Genomic DNA, 17,898 nt, shown 5'->3' on the forward strand with positions numbered 1-17,898 from the left:
CCGCAAGTGCTCCGCAAGTACCGGCCAAGGCGCCACCGCGAGGGTCGTCCCCGTCACCAGCACGATCCCCACGAACCCGCGAGGAAGACCTCCCATGAGCCTCACCGAGGACCCCCAGACCACCGACCTGCTCGACGCCGCCGCCCTCGACGCGCTGGCCCCGGCCGTCCCGGCCGCCGACGTCGACGACCTGCGCAGCCGCGTGCACGGCCCGGTCTACGCCGCCGGCGACGACGGGATGGCCGCCGAGGTCGTCGCCTGGAACGTCGCCGTGCAGCACACCCCCGCCGTCGCGGTCGGCGCCACCTGCGCCGCCGACGTCGCCGCCGCCGTCTCCTGGGCCGCCCGCCACGGCCTGCGGGTCGCCGTCCAGGCCACCGGCCACGGACCCGTCGCCAACACCGCCGGCACCGTCTTCGTCACCACCCGCCGCATGCAGGGCGTCGTCGTCGACCCCGACCGGCGGATCGCCCGCGTCCAGGCCGGCGTCAAGTGGGAGGCGGTGCTCGAGGCCGCCGCCGAGCACGGGCTGACCGGCCTGTGCGGCTCCACCTCCGACGTCGGCGTCGTCGGCTACACCCTCGGCGGCGGCATGGGCTCCCTGGGCCGCCGCTTCGGCTTCGCCGCCGACCACGTGCACGCCGTCGAGATCGTGACCGCCGACGGCGCGCTGCGGCGGATCAGCGCCACCGAGGAGCCCGAGCTGTTCTGGGCCGTCCGCGGCGGCAAGGGCAACTTCGGCATCGTCACCGCCCTCGAGATCGGCCTGTTCCCGGTGACCTCGGTGATCGGCGGGGGCATCTTCTTCGCCGCCGAGGACGCCGCCGCGGTGCTGCACGCCTTCCGCGAGTGGGCGCCGACGCTGCCCGAGGAGGTCACCACCTCGATCGCCGTCCTCCGCCTGCCCCCGATGGAGGAGCTGCCCCCGCCGCTGCGCGGCCGGACCGTCGTCCACCTGCGCTACGCCTACTGCGGCGACGACCCGCTCGAGGGCGAGCGGCTGGTGCTGCCGATGCAGTCCATCGGGCGGGTGCTGCTCGGCTTCATCGGCCCGATGCTTCCCACGGAGATGGACGGCATCCACATGGACCCCAAGGACCCGATGCCCGGCTGGGAGAAGGGCATGCTGCTCGCCGAGCTGACCGAGGAGACGGTGGACGCCTTCCTCGCCGCGGCCGGCCCGCAGGTCGAGGTGCCGCTGATCATGGCCGAGATCCGCCAGATGGGCGGCGCGCTGGCCCGGCCGGCGGCCGTGCCCAACGCGGTCGCGGGGCGCACGGGTGCCTGGTCGGTGCTGGTGATCGGCCCCATGGTGCCCGAGCTGGCCGAGGTGCTCCCGCACGTGGGCCGCGGGGTGCTGGCCGCGCTGCGCCCCTGGGCCGCGCCGGGCGGGATGATCAACTTCCTGGGCGCCGTCGACGGCCCCGACGAGGTGCTCGCCGCCTACGACCCGGAGACCGCCGAGCGGCTGCTGGCCGTCAAGCGGGCGGTGGACCCGGCCGGGATCTTCTCCACCGGCTACGCGCTCCCCGTGCGCGGTGCCTGAGGTCGGCCCCCTCCCGGGTCCCGCCCCGCGCGGCGCGCGGGGCGGGGAGGAGGGGGTCCTTCCTCTCAGTTCTCCCCGGCCCGCTCCCGCAGCTCGGTCGCCCGTTCCTGCACCCGCGCGAGGAACTCGCGCTCGTCGAACCCCGGCACCTGGCGGTCCCGCAGCACGACCTGGCCTCCGACGAGGACCGTGTGCACGTCCGAGGCCCGCGCCGAGTACACGAGGGTGGCGAGCGGATCGTGGACCGGCCGCAGGTGGACGGCGTGGGTGTCGACGAGGACCAGGTCGGCCGCGTACCCCTCGGCCAGCCGGCCGGTGACGGCGCCGAGCCCGGCGGCCTCGGCGCCTCCGGACGTCGCCATGGTGAAGACGTCGCGGGCGGTGAGCGCCGTGGCGTCCCCGGTGACGACCTTCTGGAGCAGTGACGCGTCCTTCATGACCTCGAACATGTCCTGGGTGTTGTTGCAGGCCGGCCCGTCGCAGGCGAGGCCCACGGTGACGCCGGCCTCCCGCAGCGCGCGGACCGGCGCCACACCGGAGGCCAGGAGCATGTTCGACGTGGGGTCGTGCACCACCGGCGAACCGTGCTCGGCGATCAACCCGATGTCGGTCTCGCTCAGGTGCACGCAGTGGTTGAGCATCGTCGACGGGCCGAGAACGCCGGCGCGGGCCAGCAACTCCACGTTCGAGAGCCCGGTCTGCTGGCGGACGAGGTCGTTGTAGTCGGTGGTCTCGGCGGTGTGGAGGTGCATCCGCCAGCCGTCGTCGAGGAACTCCTTGGTCTGCTGCCAGTACTCCGCGGTCGCCGACCAGGGGACCAGCGGCCCCCCGCCGATCCGGGTCAGCTCGCTGCCCGCCCACCGGTCGGCCAGCTCGCGGGAGCGGCGGGCGATGTCGTCCAGGTCCTCGACGAAACCCGGAGCGAACGGCAGGTCGTTCGAGCACCGGAAGAGGATGCTGCGCAGCCCGATCTGGTCCAGTGCTGCTGCGGCCAGCTGGTCCGCCCCGTCGGCGAGCCGGTTGGAGAAGAACACCTCGCACACGGTCGTGTTGCCGGCCTTGAGGTTCTCGAGCGCGCCGAGCGTCACCGCCAGCGCGTAGTCCTCCGGCTCGAAGGCGCCCATCAGGGGGAGCTGGGCCTCGGTCAGCCAGCCCAGCAGCGAGGAGTCCGACCCCATCGACCTGCCCAGCGACATGCACAGGTGCGTGTGACCGTTCACGAACCCGGGCGCGAGGATCATCTCCCCGGCGTCGATGGTCTCGTCGACCTGCTCGGTCACGCTGCCACGCCCGACGGACCGGATGACGCCGTCGGCGACGACGACGTGCCCGTCGTCGATCCAGGGCTGGTCCTCCTGCCCGGTGACGATCCAGCGCGCTCGGATGGCGAGTGTCGGCACGGCGTCTCCCTCGTCGGGTGGCCCGACCCTGGCCCGGCCGTCCGTGCCGTGTCAACGACGCCGGTCAGTCGGGGAGCAGCACGCCCGGGTTGCAGATGCCCTGCGGGTCCAGCCGCTGCTTGACCGCGCGCAGCACGTCGACCCCCAGCGGCCCGATCTCCCGCTCCAGCCAGGGGCGGTGGTCGGCGCCCACGGCGTGGTGGTGGGTGAGGGTGCCGCCCGCGGCCAGCAGCGCGTCGGTCGCGGCCCGCTTGGCGGTGAGCCACTGCTGCAGCGGCAGGTCGTCGTCCCGGTCGGCGAGGACGGTGACGTACAGCGAGGCACCGGTGGCGTAGCCGTGGGAGACGTGGCTCATCACCAGCGGGCGGCGACCGTCGCGCGCCAGTGACCGGGTCAGCGCGGCGCGGACGGCGTCGTACACGGTGGGCAGGGCGGTCCAGGTGGCGGCGGTCTCCAGGGTCTCGACCAGCAGCCCGGCGTCCAGGAGCCGGTCGCGCAGGTAGGGCGCCTCGAACCGGTGCTTGCGCCAGGACTCGCCGACCCGCGTGCCGACGCGGATCGCGCCGCCGTCCTTGAGCACCGAGGCGGCGGCGCGCATCCGGGCACGGACGATCGTCGGCAGGCCCTCCCAGCCGACCACGAGCAGGCAGCCCTCGCCGTGCCGGCGGGTGCGCAGCGAGGCGCGCAGCGCCTTCGCCCCCGGCCCGCTCGCCATGAGCAGGTTGGCGCGGGTCTCGTCGGGGTCGGACAGCCGGACGACGTCGGGCAGCAGGTCGTGCCGGGCCAGCCGCTGCAGCCCGGCCAGCCCCGCGGCCCAGGACCGGAACGACCAGCCCTCGTAGGACGTCGTCTGCGGCCGGGGGCGCACCCGCAGCCGCAGTTCGGTGATGATCCCCAGCGCTCCCTCGGAGCCGAGCGCCAGGCCGAGCAGGTCCGGCCCGGCGGCCGAGGCGGGCGGGGAGCCGACCTCCAGCACCCCCGTGGGGGTGGCCAGGGTGACCCCGGCGACCAGGTCGTCGAACCGCCCGACGCCGGTCGAGGCCTGGCCGGCCGAGCGGGTCGCCGCGTAGCCGCCCAGGGTGGCGTACTCCCAGCTCTGCGGCAGGTGGCCGAGGGTGAGCCCCTGCTTCTCCAGCGCCGCCTCCAGCGCCGGGCCGCGCATGCCGGGCCCCACGGTGACCAGGGAGGAGGGCACGTCGACGGCCTGCAGGCCGGCCATCCGCCCCAGGTCGACCGAGATCGACGGGCGGTCGTCGGGGTCCATGCCCGAGAGCCCGCCGACCACGCTGGTGCCGCCGCCGAACGGCACGACGACGACCGCGAGCCGGCTGCACAGCGCCAGCAGCGCCGCGGTCTCCTCGGTGGTGCCCGGCCGGACGACGGCGTCGGGCGCGTCGGAGGCGTCGCCCTCGCGGCGGCGCAGCAGGTCCAGGTAGCTCTTGCCGCCGGCGTGCCGCAGCCGCGACTCGCGGTCCGTGGTGACGTTCTCCTCGCCCAGCAGGCCGGTCAGGGAGGCCAGCGCCTCCTCGGACAGCCGGCTGGGCGCCAGCCGGATCTCCTTGACCGGGACGGCGGGCGTCGGGCGCGGCGTCCAGCCCAGCTCGCGCGCCAGGTGCTTGCGCGCGGCGCGGTTGAGCGCGGTGGACAGGTCGGGATCGGTGCCGAGGTCGAGGCGGCCCTCGTCGCCGTCGCCGTCGGTGACCGTGGCGACGCGCGAGCGCCCCGGGCCCCATCCCTGGATCGTCAGTTCCGGCTGCTCGGGCACGGCTACAGTCTGCCGGTGCTCCTGACGGGGACGGCGGGGGCGGCGCTGTCGGCCGCCCGGCGCGCCGCGGACCTGGCCGTGCTCGACGGTGGATCGGTCGACGTGGTGGTCGTCGGCGGCGGGGTGACCGGCGCCGGCGTGGCGCTGGACGCGGCCACCCGCGGGCTGTCGGTGGCGCTGTTCGAGCGGGGGGACCTCGCCCAGGGCACCAGCCGCTGGTCGTCCAAGCTGGTGCACGGCGGGCTGCGCTACCTGGCGCACGGCGAGATCGGGCTGGCCCGCGAGTCCGCCCGCGAGCGTGCCGTCCTCATGGGCGCCACCGCGCCGCACCTGGTCCGGCCGCTGCCGTTCCTGGTGCCCGACGTCGCCGGCCGGGACGTCACCGCGCTGGCCGGCGCCGGTGGCCGGCTGGGCGACGCGGTGCGCCGGTCGGTGCCCGGCGGGGTGCGCTCGCTGCCGGGCACCCGCCGCGTGGGCTCGGCGCAGGTGGCCCGCTGGACGCCGGCGGTGCGCCGCGGGCGCGGCGGCGTCGCGTTCTGGGACGGCCAGCTCACCGACGACGCGCGGCTGGTGGTGGCGATCGCCCGCACCGCCGCGGCGGCCGGCGCGCGGGTGCTGACCGGTGCGGAGGTGACCGCGGTCGACGGCGCCGACGTGCACGTGTCGCTCGCGGACGGCGGTGCCCTGACCGTGCGTGCCGGGGCGGTGGTGAACGCCGCGGGGGTCTGGGCGCAGCGGCTGGCGCCGGGCATCCGGCTGGTGCCCTCGCGCGGCTCGCACCTCGTCGTCCCCGCGGAGCGGCTGGGCAACCCGACCGCGGCGCTGACGGTGCCGCTGCCGGGCTCGCGGTCGCGCTACGTGTTCGCCCTGCCGCAGCCGGGCGGCCCGGTGTACCTGGGGCTGACCGACGAGCCGGTCGACGGCCCGGTGCCCGACGACGACCCGCGGCCGGGCGACGCCGAGGTCGACCAGCTGCTCGAGACGGTCAACCGGGTGCTCGAGGAGCCGCTGACCAGGGCGGACGTCGTCGGCAGCTACGCCGGGCTGCGCCCGCTGGTGCTCCCGGAGTCGGCCGGCAGGGGGCCGGGCGGTGCCACCGCCGACCTCTCCCGCAAGCACCTGCTGCGGTGGGACGGGCCGGTCCTCTCCGTCGTCGGCGGGAAGCTCACCACCTACCGGGCGATGGCCGAGGAGGCGGCGGATGCCGTCGTCCGGCGGCTGGGCCGCGGGGCCGGCCGCTCGATCACCGCCCGCCTGCCGCTGGCCGGCGCGGCGCCGCGGCTGTCGCTGGCCCGGGTCGAGGCACCGCCCCGGCTGGTCGCCCGCTACGGCACCGAGGCGCCCGCCGTGGCCGCGCTGGGGCTTGAGCCGGTGGTCGAGGGGCGGCCGGAGACGGTGGGGGAGCTGCGGTTCGCCGTCCGGGCGGAGGGGGCGCGCAGCGTCGGCGACCTGCTCGACCGGCGGACCCGGATCGGGCTGGTGCCGGCCGACCGCGCGGCGGCCGAACCGGTCGCGGAACGGGTGCTCGCCGAGGAGAGCTGATCTCACGATGTGGGAAGGGTGTTCCACATCGTGGACACCGCGGAGCATGATCCGCTCGTGGACACCTACACGCACGGGCACGCGGAACCGGTGCTGCAGTCGCACCGCTGGCGCACGGCGGAGAACTCGGCCGGTTACCTCCTGCCGCACCTGCGCCCGGGGCTCGACCTGCTCGACGTGGGCTGCGGGCCGGGCACGATCACCGTCGACCTCGCCGCCCGCGTGGCCCCCGGCCGGGTGCTCGGCGTCGACGCCGCCGAGGCGCCGCTGGTCGAGGCCCGGGAGGCGGCCGCGCGGGCCGGCGTCGCCGTCGAGTTCGCCGTCGGCGACGGCTACGCCCTCGACCTCCCCGACGACTCCTTCGACGTCGTGCACGCCCACCAGGTGCTGCAGCACCTGACCGACCCGGTCGCCGCGCTGCGGGAGATGGCCCGGGTGTGCCGGCCCGGCGGGCTGGTCGCCGTGCGCGACGTCGACTACGCGACCTTCGTCTGGTTCCCGCTCGACGCCGGCCTGGACCGCTGGCTGGAGGTCTACTACGGAGTCGCCCGCGCCAACGCCGCCGAGCCCGACGCCGGCCGCCGGCTGCTGTCCTGGGCGCACGCGGCGGGCCTGCGCGACGTCGTCGCCACGACGTCGTCCTGGTGCTACTCCTCCCCGGCCGAGCGGGAGTGGTGGGGCCCGTCCTGGGCCGGCCGGGCGACCGCGTCGTCGTTCGCCGAGCAGGCGCTGGCCTACGGGCTGGCGACCGAGGCGGAGCTCCGCGAGATCGCCGACGCCTGGCTGCGCTGGGCCGCGGCCGACGACGGGTGGCTGTCGATGACGCACGGGGAGCTGCTGGTCCGCGTGCCCGACTGAGGCATAGGAGGCTATGCACACGGATCGGGCTCCGGAACGTGCGCATAGCCTCCTGTGCCGAGGGGGCTCAGCCGCCCTGGCGGGCGGCGTTGGCTTGGACGGCGGTGCTCACCCACTGCGCCAGCCCGGGCGCCACCTGCTCGTACGTGGCGGTGAACCGCTCGTCCTCGACGTACATGCGGCCGAGGCCCGCGTGCATCTCCGGCGGGCAGTCGTAGAAGTTGCGGGTGATCTGCTGCCGGTGCTCCTCGGCCAGGTCCATCGCCTCCGGGGCGTCCGGCGCGACGCCGGTGCGCAGCGCGTCGGCCATCCGCCGCATCAGGTCCTCGCCCTCGGCCTTGATCCGGAGCCAGTCGTCCTTGCCGTAGGCGGCGGTCCGCCGCTTGGACTGCGCGTAGGCGTCCGTGTCGCCCCAGCGCTCCTCGACCTCGGCCTCGTACTGCGCCGGGTCGTGCTCGCCGAACACCTCGAACCGCTCCTCGGGGGTCAGGGAGATCCCCATGTTCCTCGCCTCCATCTCCTTCTCGACGGCCGCGACCATCGCCTGCGTCCGGTCCAGCCGGTCCCGCAGCAGCCGGTGCTGCCGGCGCAGGTGCTCGGCGGGGTCGGTGGACGGGTCGTCCAGCAGGGCCGCGACCTCCTCGAGGGGGAAGCCGAGCTCGCGGTAGAGCAGCACCTGGTGCAGCCGGTCCAGGTCGGCCGGCGCGTACCGGCGGTACCCGGCCGCCGTCCGCCCGGACGGCGACAGCAGCCCGATCCGGTCGTAGTGGTGCAGCGTGCGCACCGTGACCCCGGCCAGGGCGGCCACCTCTCCCACGTTCACGGCTCCTCCTCTCTGACGGGGACCACTCCACAGCCTGACGTCGCGTCAGGGTCAAGCGCGATCTCCGGACGGCGACGACCCGGCCCCGGTGTGAGGATCGGCGGCATGCCCGCCCCCGTGCCGCCCGACGACCCGTTCCCCCGCTCGCGCGTGCGGGTGCGCGACCTGGAGATGGCGTACGTGGACGTCGGGGAGGGGGATCCGATCGTCTTCCTGCACGGCAACCCGACGTCGTCCTACCTCTGGCGCAACGTCGTCCCGCACGTGCAGCACCTGGGCCGCTGCCTCGCGCCGGACCTGGTGGGCATGGGGGAGTCCGATCCGCTGCCCGTCCCCGGCCCGGGCACCTACTCCCTCGCCACCCACGCCGCGTACCTGGAGGAGTTCCTCGCCGCGGTCGGCGCGACCGAGCGGGTCACCCTCGTGCTGCACGACTGGGGCTCGGCGCTGGGCTTCGACTGGGCCGAGCGGCACCGCGCGGCCGTGCGGGGCATCGCCTTCATGGAGGCCCTGGTCACGCCGCTGACCTGGGCGGACTGGCCGAGGGAGGGGCGCGGCATCTTCCGCACCATGCGCAGCCGGGACGGCGAGGCGGCGGTGCTGGAGAAGAACGCGTTCGTCGAGCGGATCCTGCCGGCGTCGGTGGCCCGCGGGCTGAGCCCGGAGGCGCACGAGCGCTACCGGGCCCCCTTCCGCACCCCCGGGAGCCGCTGGCCGACCCTGGAGTGGCCGCGCCAGCTGCCCATCGAGAACGTGCCGCCGCTGGTGCACGACGTCGTCGCCCGGTACTCCACCTGGCTGCGCACCAGCGAGGTGCCCAAGCTGTTCGTCGACGCCGACCCCGGCTTCCTGCTCACCGGCCGGTCCCGCGCCCTGGTGCGGAAGTGGCCGGCGCTGACCGAGGTGCGGGTGCCGGGGCACCACTTCGTGCCCGAGGACGCGCCGGACGAGATCGGCCGGGCGCTGGCCGACTGGATCCCGACGCTGCGCTGACCGGTCTCAGGCCGGCGCCGGCACCGAGTCCACTGTCGGCACGACGCCCGGCGTGCCCGGGAGGGTGGCGTTGTGGAAGCCGGCCAGCCGGCCGCCCCAGCGCCGCATCGCGCCGCGGTGCGGCTCGCTGCGCACGAAGGCGCGCACCGCGGCGTCGTCGTCCCACCAGGAGACGGTGGTGAAGGTGCGGGCCAGCGGCTGGGCGCGCAGGTGCAGCGAGCGGGCGCCCGGGCTGGCGGCGGTCTGCCGGCGGATGGCCAGCGAGGTGGCGAGGAACGCCGGCACGTCGCGCAGCCGGCGCAGTCGCAGCCGGGTCACGAGCACGACCCCGGGGCCCTCTCCAAGCTGGTCGGCGGTCCATGGCAGGTCGGGGATGATCGGCACGGCAGCCTCCTTTACAGGTGTAAAGCCAGGCTAGGCCGGACGCTTAACGGCTGTAAAGTGACATCTGTGACGACTCCGCTCCGCGCCCGCCTGGTCGCCGCCGCGGGCGCGGTGCTGGAGCGGTCCGGCACCGCCGACGCGGTGAGCCTGCGGGCAGTCGCCCGCGAGGCGGGGGTGTCGGCGCCGGCGGTCTACGGCCACTTCGCCGACCTGGACGCGCTGCTCGACGCCGTCGTCGACGAGGGCTTCGCCCAGCTGCGGGCGGCGGTGGCCGCCGCGACCGCCGGCCGGGAGGACCCGGTCGACCGGCTGCTGGCCGGCTGCCGCGCCTACGTCACCGAGGGGCTGGCCGCCCCGGCGCGGTACCGCACGATGTTCGGTCCGCGGCGCACCCTCGGCGCGGCCGCGTTCGGCGTCCTGGTCGACGGGGTCGCCGCCTGCGCGGCGGCCGGCCGCTCGGCCAGCCGGGACCCGGCCGCCGACGCCGCCCTGCTGTGGACGGCGCTGCACGGCGTGGTCACGCTGCAGGCCGCGGCCGGCGACCTGCCCTGGCCGGCGCTGGACGAGCGGGTCGCCACCCTGGTGCGCCGGCTGGCGCTGGTGGACGGTGGGGTCAGCGGCGCGAGCGCTTGACCGCGTACATCGCCGTGTCGGCCCGCCGCAGCAGCGAGTCCGCGGAGTCGCCGGGCCGGGAGAGGGCGAAGCCGCAGCTCGCGCCCACCCCGGTGGCCGAGGCCTCGATCGCCGCGCCGATCCGGTCGATCAGCCGGCGCGCGTCCTCCGCCGTCCCCATGCCGGGGCAGAGGACGACGAACTCGTCGCCGCCGATCCGGGCCACGGTGTCCTCCGGGCGCACCACCGAGCGCAGGGCCGCCGCGGTGCCGAGCAGCGCGGCGTCGCCGGCGTCGTGCCCGAGGGAGTCGTTGACCGCCTTGAAGCCGTCGAGGTCGCAGTAGACGACGGCCGAGGGGGTGTGCGCCCGGGCCTGCGCCGCCAGCGCCTGGCCCAGGCGGTCGAGCAGCAGCGCGCGGTTGGGCAGCCCGGTGAGCGGGTCGTGCAGCGCGGCCTCCCGCAGCCGGCGCTCGAGGTCGCGCTGGGCGGTGATGTCGGTGATGGTGGCGACCGCGCCGATCACGCCGCCGTGCTCGTCGCGGATCGGCTCGGCCGAGGCGAGGCTCACCCGGCGCGGGCCGTCCGGGTGGCCGGCCACCAGCTCGAGGTCCCGGACCTCCTCGCCCCGCAGCACCCGCGCGAGCGGGCCGTCCTCGTGCGTCATGGGGGTGGTGCCGTCGGCGTGGTAGAGGTGCTCGATCAGCCGGTCCCGGTCGAGGCGCTCCTCGCCCCAGCGCTCGCCGGACCACCGGCTCGCCACCCGGTTCGCGCGCGTCGGCATGCCGGTGAGGTCGGAGACGACGACGCCCACCGACAGGGCGTCGAAGAGCGCGCTGTCCAGTGCGCGGGCGCGGGCGAGATCGGCGCTGACCTGCTCGGCCCGGGCGCAGGAGCGCTCCGCGGCGGCCCGCGCGCGGTCGGCGTCGGCGGTGAGCTCGGCGGCCTGCTGCACGGCGCGGTCGCGCTGGATCAGGCCCAGCGCGACGTCGGCCAGGTCGGCGAGGTGGGCCACCTGCTCGGGCCGGAGGTCGAGGGGCTCCTCGTCCCAGACGCACACCGTGCCGATGGCCAGGCCGCCGTCCGCGCGCATCGGCGCGCTGCCGTAGAAGCGCAGCCGGCCGATGCGGCCGTCGACGAAGGGATTGCCGGCGTAGTCGGGATCGGTCCGCAGGTCGCGGGACCAGAAGACGCCGGGACGGCGCGAGGTGCGCGCGCACAGCGACTCGACCCGTGCATGGCATCCGCGCTCGGCGCCGACAGCGGCGATCGTCACCTGCTGCTCGGTGTCGAGGAGGTTCAGTGCGGCGTGCCGGGCGCCGGTGACGGCGACGGCGAGCCGCAGGACGGCGCGCAGCTCGGCCTGCACCGGCCGGTCCAGCACCCCGAGCTCGCGCAGCAGCGCGCCCTGCCGCTCGGCCAGCGCGCGGTCGTCGGTGTCCGGCCGGTACGCGATGGTCGTCGGCACGCTGATCCTCCTCGCGGGTCCCGGCGGGACCCTCGTCGGGGACAACGGCCGGCCGCGGCGTGGGCTGGAGCCCCGTCCACCCGGTCGGGTGAGAGCGGTCAGCGCGCCCGGGCGCGCGTCCGCCGCCGGCGGGCCTTCACGCGGTACATGGCGGCGTCGGCCCGGCGCAGCACCTCGTCGGGCCCGTCGCCGGGCGCGCACAGGGCGACCCCGACGCTGATGCCGACCCGGTGCTCGGTGCCGGTGGAGGTGCGCAGGGGGACGTCGAAGGCGCGGGTGACGCGGTCGGCGATGTCGGTGGCCGCGCCCTCGTCGAGCACGCCGGGGCACAGCAGCACGAACTCGTCCCCGCCCACGCGGGCCACGGTGTCGCCGGGGCGGACGGCGGCGCGCAGCCGGGCCACCGCATCGACGAGGACGTCGTCGCCGGCGGCGTGCCCGGCGGTGTCGTTGACCGGCTTGAACCCGTCGAGGTCGCAGTAGAGGACGGCCAGCGGCTCCTCGCTGCGGCCGGTGGCGGTCAGCAGCTGGTCCAGGCGGTCCAGCAGCAGCGTCCGGTTGGGCACCCCGGTCAGGGGATCGTGCAGGGCGGCGGCGCGCAGGGCGTCCTCGAGTGCCCGCTGCCCGGTGACGTCGGCCATGGCGACGACCGCGCCGAGCAGCCGGCCGTCCGCGTCGTGCACCGGCCCGCCGGAGACCGACACCAGGCGCACGTCGCCCTCGGGGGAGCGGATGCCCATCTCGGCGTCGGTGATCCGGCCCTCGCGGAAGACCCGCATGAGCGGCACCTGGTCGACGTCGATCGGCGTGCCCTCGCCGTCGGTGAGCGCGAACCGGGACGGCGCGTCGGGCAGGGGGACGTCGGGGTTGGTGTCCAGGCCGTGCCATTCACGGCTCACCCGGTTGAACAGGTTGACCCGGGCCTCGGCGTCGGCGGCGACCACGCCCACCGGCAGGGCGTCGAGCAGGGCGGCGGTGAACGCGGTGCTGCGGGCCAGGCGCTCGTGCGCGGCGGCGGTCTCCAGCCGGGCGACCTCGCTGGCCGCGGCCAGGTCGGCGAGCTCGGCGGCCTGCCGGCGGCGCTGCAGCAGCGCGACGATGACGGTGGCGAGGTCGACCAGCCGGGCCGCCTGCGCGTCGTCCAGCCGGCGGGGCCGGGCGTCGAAGACGCACAGCGCCCCGATCGGGGTGCCGTCCACGACGATCGGGGCGCTCGCGTAGCCGCGGGCCCGGGCCAGCCGGCCGTCGACCCAGGGGTTGCCGGCCAGACCCGGGTCGGCGGCGAGGTCGGGCACGGTGGTCACCGGGCGGGAGGCGGCGGCGAAGGCCGCGCAGAGGGAGTCCGCGCGCAGCGAGGTGGTGCCGCGGAAGCCGTGCGGCGACAGCTGGCGCTGCAGCGCGCCGTCGAAGAGGTTGACGCAGGCCGACGACGTGCCGGCCACCGTGGCGGCGACCCGGACCACGCCCTCGAGCTCGGAGTCGCTGGTCATCCCGAAGACGCCCAGCGACTGCAGCAGCCCCGTCTCCGCGCACGGCAGCGCTGCTGGTGCGGTCGTACCCGTCATCCCCGTCGACGTCCTCTCCCTGCGGATGACGAGCGTGTCACCCATGCTCCGGTACGACAACGATCCGGAACCGGTTGAGGACGTTGGTCCCGGTCTCCCTCCGAGGGGTGGGCGGCCTCAGCCGGTCAGGGTGCGCACGGTCTCGACGACGGCGAGGACGGCGAACACCAGGAACAGCACCGCGGCGACCCGGCGGATGAGCGCGACCGGCAGGCGGTCGGCCAGCTTCTTGCCGAGGAACACCGCCAGGCCGGAGACGACGAGCAGGGCCGCCCAGGCGCCGATGAACACCGAGACCGGGGCGTCGTAGCGGGCGGCCAGACCTGCGGTGGCCAGCTGCGAGAGGTCGCCCCACTCCGCGGCGAACAGCACGCCGAAGGAGATCGCCGCCGCGCGCAGGAACGAGGTGCGCTCCCGGGTGTCGGCCGCCTCGTCCTCCTCCACGCCGCTGCTCGCGCTGCGCCACAGGACGACCGCGCCGACCAGGAACAGCGCCGCCACCACCCCGCTGACCAGCGCCTCGGGCAGCAGCGAGAGCAGCGAGCCGGCGGTCACGGCGATGGCGACCTGCAGGCCGAACGCCGTCCCGACGCCGACGAACACCGGCAGGGGCGCGAAGCGGGTGGCCAGCACGAGGCTGGCGAACAGCGTCTTGTCCGGCAGCTCCACCGGCAGGACGAGGACGAACGCGGTCGCGATGACCGACAGGACCAGCACAGGATCTCTCTTCCGCTCGGCACGGCCGGGCGGGTGCGGGCAGCCTCCGACCGGCAGCACGCACGACTGCTCAGTCGAAGGTCTCGCCCACCCACGTCGGTGCGTGGGCCCGCTGACCGGGCACCCCGTGGTGGCGGCGCCAGCATGTCGACCAGCGGTCGGGGGGCTACTCCCCTTCTCGGGGAGCCAGCGTAGTCCAGCCGGCGCCCGGAACCGGTGTGCGACCGGTCACCGGCGGCGCTACGGTGCCGCCGTGCCCTTCCGTTGACGCACCGCCGCCCCTGTCACCGAGCCCCTGCCGCCGGCCGCCCGCTCGCTGGCCCGGCTCGCGGTGGGCTGGACGGTGCTGGCCGGCCTCTCGCCGGTGTATCCCCTGTACGCCCTGCTGTTCGCCGAGACGGGGCTGACCGGCGGGCAGGTGTCGGCGCTGTTCGCGCTGTGGTCGGGCACCGCGCTGCTCGCCGAGGTGCCGGCCGGTGCGCTGGCCGACCGCTGGTCCCGGCGGGGCGTGCTCGTCGTCGCGGGCGTGCTCGAGGCCGGCTGCTTCGCGATCTGGACGGTCGCGCCCTCCGGGCCGGCCTTCGCCGCCGGGTTCGTGCTGTGGGGCGTCGCCGGCGCGCTGGTCTCCGGCACGGTGGAGGCCCTGGTCGTCGACGGGCTGGCCGCCTGCGGAGCGGCGGGCGCCTTCGCCCGCGTCAACGGCGCGATGACCGCGGCCGAGCTGCTGGTGCAGGTGCCGACGGCGGTCGCGGCGACGCTGCTGTTCACCGCCGGCGGCCACCCGCTCGTCGGCTGGGTCAGCGTGGCGGTCTGCCTGGCCTACGCCGCCCTGGCCCTGCGGTTCCCCGAGCCGCCCCGCGAGCGGGCCGGCTCCGACGTCCTGGCGGTGCTGCGCGCCGGCGTCCGGACGGCGCTGCGCCGCCCGGCCCTGCGGCTGGTGGTGCTGGCCGTGGCGGTGCTCGGCGGCCTCGACGCCGTGGAGGAGTACTTCCCGGTGCTCGCGGGGGAGTGGGGCGTGTCCACGGCCGCGGTGCCGCTCGCCGTCCTCGCCGTGGCGCTGGCCGGCGCGCTCGGCGCCTGGCTGGGCGGGCGCGCCGACCGGCTGCCGTCGTCCCGGCTGCTGGGGCTGCTGGGCGCCGCCGCGCTGGCGCTCGGCATCGCCGCGCTGTGGGCGCGCCCGGCGGCGCTCGGGCTGGTGGCGCTCGGGTACGGCCTCTACCTGGCGGTGCTCGTGGTCGCCGAGGCCCGGCTGCAGGAGCGGATCCCCGGCCCGAACCGGGCGACGGTCACCTCGGTGGCCGGGCTGGGCGTCGAGCTGGCGTCGCTGGCGGTCTTCGCGGCCTGGGCCGCCGGCGGGCTGGCGGGCGCCGCCGTCCTCGTGCTGGCGACGCTGCCGCTGGTCGGCCGGGCGCTGGGCCCCGACCGGCGCTAGCGGCGCGCGGCCCGCCGGGCGACCCGCGCGGCGAAGACGCCGGCCGCGGAGCCGTTGTCGATGTTGCTCACCACGACGCCGGGGGTGGCCGAGTTCAGCATCGTCAGCAGTGCGCCGAAGCCGCCGAAGGAGCCCGGCTGCCCGGTCGAGGTGGGCACCGCCACGATCGGGACGTCGGTGAGCGAGCCGACCACCGCGGCCAGCGAGGCGTCGAGGCCGGCGACGACCACCAGGCAGTCGACGTCCTCGAGCAGCGCGGGGTCGGCCAGCAGCGGGTGCAGCCGGCTGCCGCCGACCTCGTCGATGCGGACCACCTCGGTGCCGGTCACCCGGGCGACGAAGGCGGCCTCCGCGGCCACCGGCAGGTCGCCGCTGCTGGCGCAGAGGACACCGATCCGGCCCAGCGGCTCGGGCAGCGGGCCGACCGCCGCCGACATCGCCGCGGCGTCCATCGTCGTGTAGGCGTCGTGCTCGCCGGCCAGCGCGACGAGCGTCTCCGCGGCCGCCCGCACCACGACCGCCGGGCGGTCGGGGAACCGCGCCCGGGCCTCGCGCACCAGCGCGAGCACCTGCTCGGTGCTGCGCCCGGTGCCCCAGATGACCTCGGGCTCGGCCGGGCCCCGGAACGGCGCGGCCGGAGGCGGCTCGGGGGCCGGCTCCGGGCGGGCCGCGGCCGGCTGCGGCGCCAGCGGCGGCTCGGCCGGGCTGCCGGGGCCCAGCGGAACGTGCGGCGGGGTCTCGAGCAGGAGCGGGGCGAAGCCGCCGGTCCCGGTGGGATCGGCCGGCGGGGGAGGCGGCACGGCCGCGACGCTAGCCGCTGCGTCCGGTGCCTCCGGGACGTCGGCGGCCGTCGTGTCGCCCTCGGCCCGCGCACCGGGCGCCGGGCCGAAGAGCGCGTCCAGGGGGCTGCCGCCGGCCCGGGTCTGGGTGACCGCCGACAGCCGGACGACCCGGTCGCGGCCGCTGCGCTTGGCGTCGTACAGCACGCCGTCGGCGGCGGCGAACAGGGTGCGCCGGTCGTCGCCGCGGGTGGCCGAGGCGATGCCCACGCTGATGGTGACCGGCACGGTCAGCCCGATGGCCGACCAGTCGTGCGCGGCCACCGCGCGGCGGATCCGCTCCAGGGCGCGCTCGGCCTGCTCGGCGGTGGTGTCGGGCAGCAGGACGACGAACTCGTCGCCGGCCCAGCGGCACACCTCGTCGGTGTCGCGGCAGCCGTCCAGCAGCAGCTCGGCCACCGTGCGCAGCACCGCGTCCCCGCCGGGGTGGCCGATCGCGTCGTTGATCGACTTGAAGTGGTCGACGTCGACGACGGCCAGCGCGGGCACGTCGCCGGCCGACAGGAGCCCGTCCAGGCGGGCCTCGGCGTAGCGCCGGTTGGGCAGGTGGGTGAGGGGGTCCTCGTAGGCCTGGCGGCGCAGCTGACCGGCGGCGCGCTCGGTCTCCAGCAGGCTCTTGCGCCGGCCGAACAGCTCCACCCAGCGGGTGCGCCGCTCGTCGACCCGGTCCAGCTCGTCGGCGAGGTAGGCCTGCAGGTAGGGCAGCGCCCGGCCGGCGTCGTCCAGCTCGGCGTGCAGCGTGCACAGCTCGCGCAGGGCGGCGCGGCGCAGCCGGGGCAGGCCGTGCTCGGTCGCCAGCGCGAGCGCGCGGGCCAGCTGCTCGTCGGCGCCGCGGCCGTCGCCCTGCCGGCGCAGCGCCCGGCCCAGGGCCAGCAGCGCGGCGGCCAGCAGCGCGCGGTCGCCCGTGGCGCTGGTGATCCGGACGGCGGCGCGCAGCGGGCCGGTGGCGGCGGCGAGCTCGCCGAGGCCGACCAGCGCCCAGCCGTGCACGACCTGGGCGGCCACGACGGCGTCCGCGGCCTCCGGCGGCAGCTGGGCGAGGGCGTCCTCGGCCAGCCGGCGGGCCTCGGCGAAGTGCGGAGCGGCCGACTCGGGCACGCCGTCGTCCAGCAGGCCCTCGCCGAGCTCGGCGCAGAGCTCGCCGAGCCGGGTGGCGGCGCGGGCCACCAGCACGTCGGGATCGCCGTCGCCGGGGTCGAGCGCGCCCTCGGTGGCGCTGGCGGCCAGCGCGGTCTCGTGCGCCCGGCGCTGGTAGTCCAGCGCCAGCGGCATCAGCTCGAGGTCGGCGAGCACGCCGGCCAGCGTGGCCAGGGTGTCGACCAGCAGGGCGCCGGGCGGCAGCGCGGGGTCCAGCAGGCTGGCCGCCTCGACCGCCTCGTCCATGGCGGCGTCGATCCGGCGGGAGAGCAGCTCGATGCGGGCGTGCCGGGCCAGGCCGGCGGCGCGCTGGAGGTCGTCGTCGGTGGCGTCGAAGGCGGCCTTGGCGGAGCGCACCAGCGCGATCGCCAGGGCCGCGCGCGAGGCCTGCTCGGCGTGCGGATCGGCGCCGGGGGAGGCCGGCGCGCCGGCGCCGTCGATGAGCCCGGCGACGCCGGCGTGCAGGTCCAGCGGGGCGTCGTGCCCGGGCTCGACGGGGTCGCCGACCACGGTGAACCCGGCCGCGCGCAGCCGCCGGACGAGCAGCTCGGCGCGGAGGGTGTCGGCCCACGCCCGGCCCAGGGACGGGGCGTCGGGCACGTCGGGGCCGGCGACCGCGGCGTAGGGCGAGGCGTCGGTGTCGACGTCGGCGAGGAGCTCCTCGGCGTCGTCGAGGCGCCAGTTGGACAGGGCCGCGGTCACCCGGTGGTGCAGCGTCCCCGGTGGCACGAGCGCACTGTGCACGGCGTCCCCGCCGGTGTCACGCACCGGCCGGGGGGCGCGCCGACCCGTTCCGGCCCGGTCGTCCGTTTCGTCACAG

14 protein-coding genes are annotated in these 17,898 nt (G+C 76.7%); 6 read left to right on the forward strand and 8 right to left on the reverse strand.

The annotated features are described in order from the left end of the window. Positions 1-94 precede the first annotated feature (94 nt). Positions 95-1,546, forward strand: a complete 1,452-nt coding sequence (locus tag ACI79R_RS13800; protein ID WP_456574205.1) for an FAD-binding oxidoreductase — start codon at positions 95-97, stop codon at positions 1,544-1,546. A gap of 65 nt (positions 1,547-1,611) precedes the next feature. Here ACI79R_RS13800 and ACI79R_RS13805 read toward each other — a convergent pair whose 3' ends face one another. Both ACI79R_RS13805 and ACI79R_RS13810 read right to left on the reverse strand, forming a co-directional pair. Continuing rightward, positions 1,612-2,946 carry an amidohydrolase family protein gene (locus ACI79R_RS13805; RefSeq protein ID WP_456574206.1) on the reverse strand — a complete coding sequence of 445 codons (1,335 nt, stop codon included), beginning with the start codon at positions 2,944-2,946 and terminating at the stop codon, positions 1,612-1,614. 64 nt (positions 2,947-3,010) lie between these two features. Beyond that, complete coding sequence (locus ACI79R_RS13810; RefSeq protein WP_456574207.1) at positions 3,011-4,711, reverse strand: FAD-binding oxidoreductase; 1,701 nt, start codon at positions 4,709-4,711, stop codon at positions 3,011-3,013. A 15-nt stretch (positions 4,712-4,726) separates the two neighbouring features. Between ACI79R_RS13810 and ACI79R_RS13815 the strand changes: the two genes are divergently transcribed. Further along, a complete protein-coding gene (locus ACI79R_RS13815; protein ID WP_456574208.1) occupies positions 4,727-6,253 on the forward strand; it encodes a glycerol-3-phosphate dehydrogenase/oxidase in 1,527 nt (508 codons plus the stop codon). 57 nt (positions 6,254-6,310) lie between these two features. Further along, positions 6,311-7,111 carry a methyltransferase domain-containing protein gene (locus tag ACI79R_RS13820; protein WP_456574209.1) on the forward strand — a complete coding sequence of 267 codons (801 nt, stop codon included), beginning with the start codon at positions 6,311-6,313 and terminating at the stop codon, positions 7,109-7,111. A gap of 67 nt (positions 7,112-7,178) precedes the next feature. Here ACI79R_RS13820 and ACI79R_RS13825 read toward each other — a convergent pair whose 3' ends face one another. Further along, positions 7,179-7,934: a MerR family transcriptional regulator gene (locus ACI79R_RS13825; protein ID WP_456574210.1), complete on the reverse strand. Its 756-nt coding sequence runs from the start codon at positions 7,932-7,934 to the stop codon at positions 7,179-7,181. Between the two features lie 105 nt (positions 7,935-8,039). On the opposite strand from ACI79R_RS13825, the gene ACI79R_RS13830 reads away from it, so the two are divergent. Next, entirely contained in the window at positions 8,040-8,927 is an 888-nt protein-coding gene (locus ACI79R_RS13830) for a haloalkane dehalogenase (protein WP_456574211.1), read from the forward strand. 6 nt (positions 8,928-8,933) lie between these two features. Here ACI79R_RS13830 and ACI79R_RS13835 read toward each other — a convergent pair whose 3' ends face one another. Then, a complete protein-coding gene (locus ACI79R_RS13835) occupies positions 8,934-9,311 on the reverse strand; it encodes an antibiotic biosynthesis monooxygenase family protein (protein WP_456574212.1) in 378 nt (125 codons plus the stop codon). A gap of 66 nt (positions 9,312-9,377) precedes the next feature. Between ACI79R_RS13835 and ACI79R_RS13840 the strand changes: the two genes are divergently transcribed. Next, complete coding sequence (locus tag ACI79R_RS13840) at positions 9,378-9,944, forward strand: TetR/AcrR family transcriptional regulator (protein ID WP_456574213.1); 567 nt, start codon at positions 9,378-9,380, stop codon at positions 9,942-9,944. Here the strand turns inward: ACI79R_RS13840 and ACI79R_RS13845 are convergent. From ACI79R_RS13845 to ACI79R_RS13855, 3 genes are all read right to left on the reverse strand, one after another. Beyond that, positions 9,925-11,388 (reverse strand): diguanylate cyclase domain-containing protein, encoded by a 1,464-nt coding sequence (locus tag ACI79R_RS13845; protein WP_456574214.1) that lies wholly within the window; start codon positions 11,386-11,388, stop codon positions 9,925-9,927. The genes ACI79R_RS13840 and ACI79R_RS13845 overlap by 20 nt on opposite strands. Before the next feature lie 98 nt (positions 11,389-11,486). Further along, a complete protein-coding gene (locus tag ACI79R_RS13850) occupies positions 11,487-12,953 on the reverse strand; it encodes a diguanylate cyclase domain-containing protein (RefSeq protein WP_456574215.1) in 1,467 nt (488 codons plus the stop codon). Positions 12,954-13,070: 117 nt separating this feature from the next. After that, positions 13,071-13,670 carry a TMEM165/GDT1 family protein gene (locus ACI79R_RS13855; RefSeq protein ID WP_456574216.1) on the reverse strand — a complete coding sequence of 200 codons (600 nt, stop codon included), beginning with the start codon at positions 13,668-13,670 and terminating at the stop codon, positions 13,071-13,073. A gap of 343 nt (positions 13,671-14,013) precedes the next feature. Between ACI79R_RS13855 and ACI79R_RS13860 the strand changes: the two genes are divergently transcribed. Then, the gene (locus ACI79R_RS13860; RefSeq protein ID WP_456574217.1) at positions 14,014-15,102 is read left to right on the forward strand and encodes an MFS transporter; all 1,089 of its coding nucleotides are present in this window, start codon (positions 14,014-14,016) and stop codon (positions 15,100-15,102) included. Here ACI79R_RS13860 and ACI79R_RS13865 read toward each other — a convergent pair. Continuing rightward, entirely contained in the window at positions 15,099-17,807 is a 2,709-nt protein-coding gene (locus tag ACI79R_RS13865) for a diguanylate cyclase domain-containing protein (RefSeq protein ID WP_456574218.1), read from the reverse strand. The two genes, ACI79R_RS13860 and ACI79R_RS13865, sit on opposite strands and share 4 nt — an antisense overlap. Positions 17,808-17,898 lie beyond the last annotated feature (91 nt).

The sequence above is a fragment of the Blastococcus sp. SYSU D00820 genome (assembly GCF_054050695.1).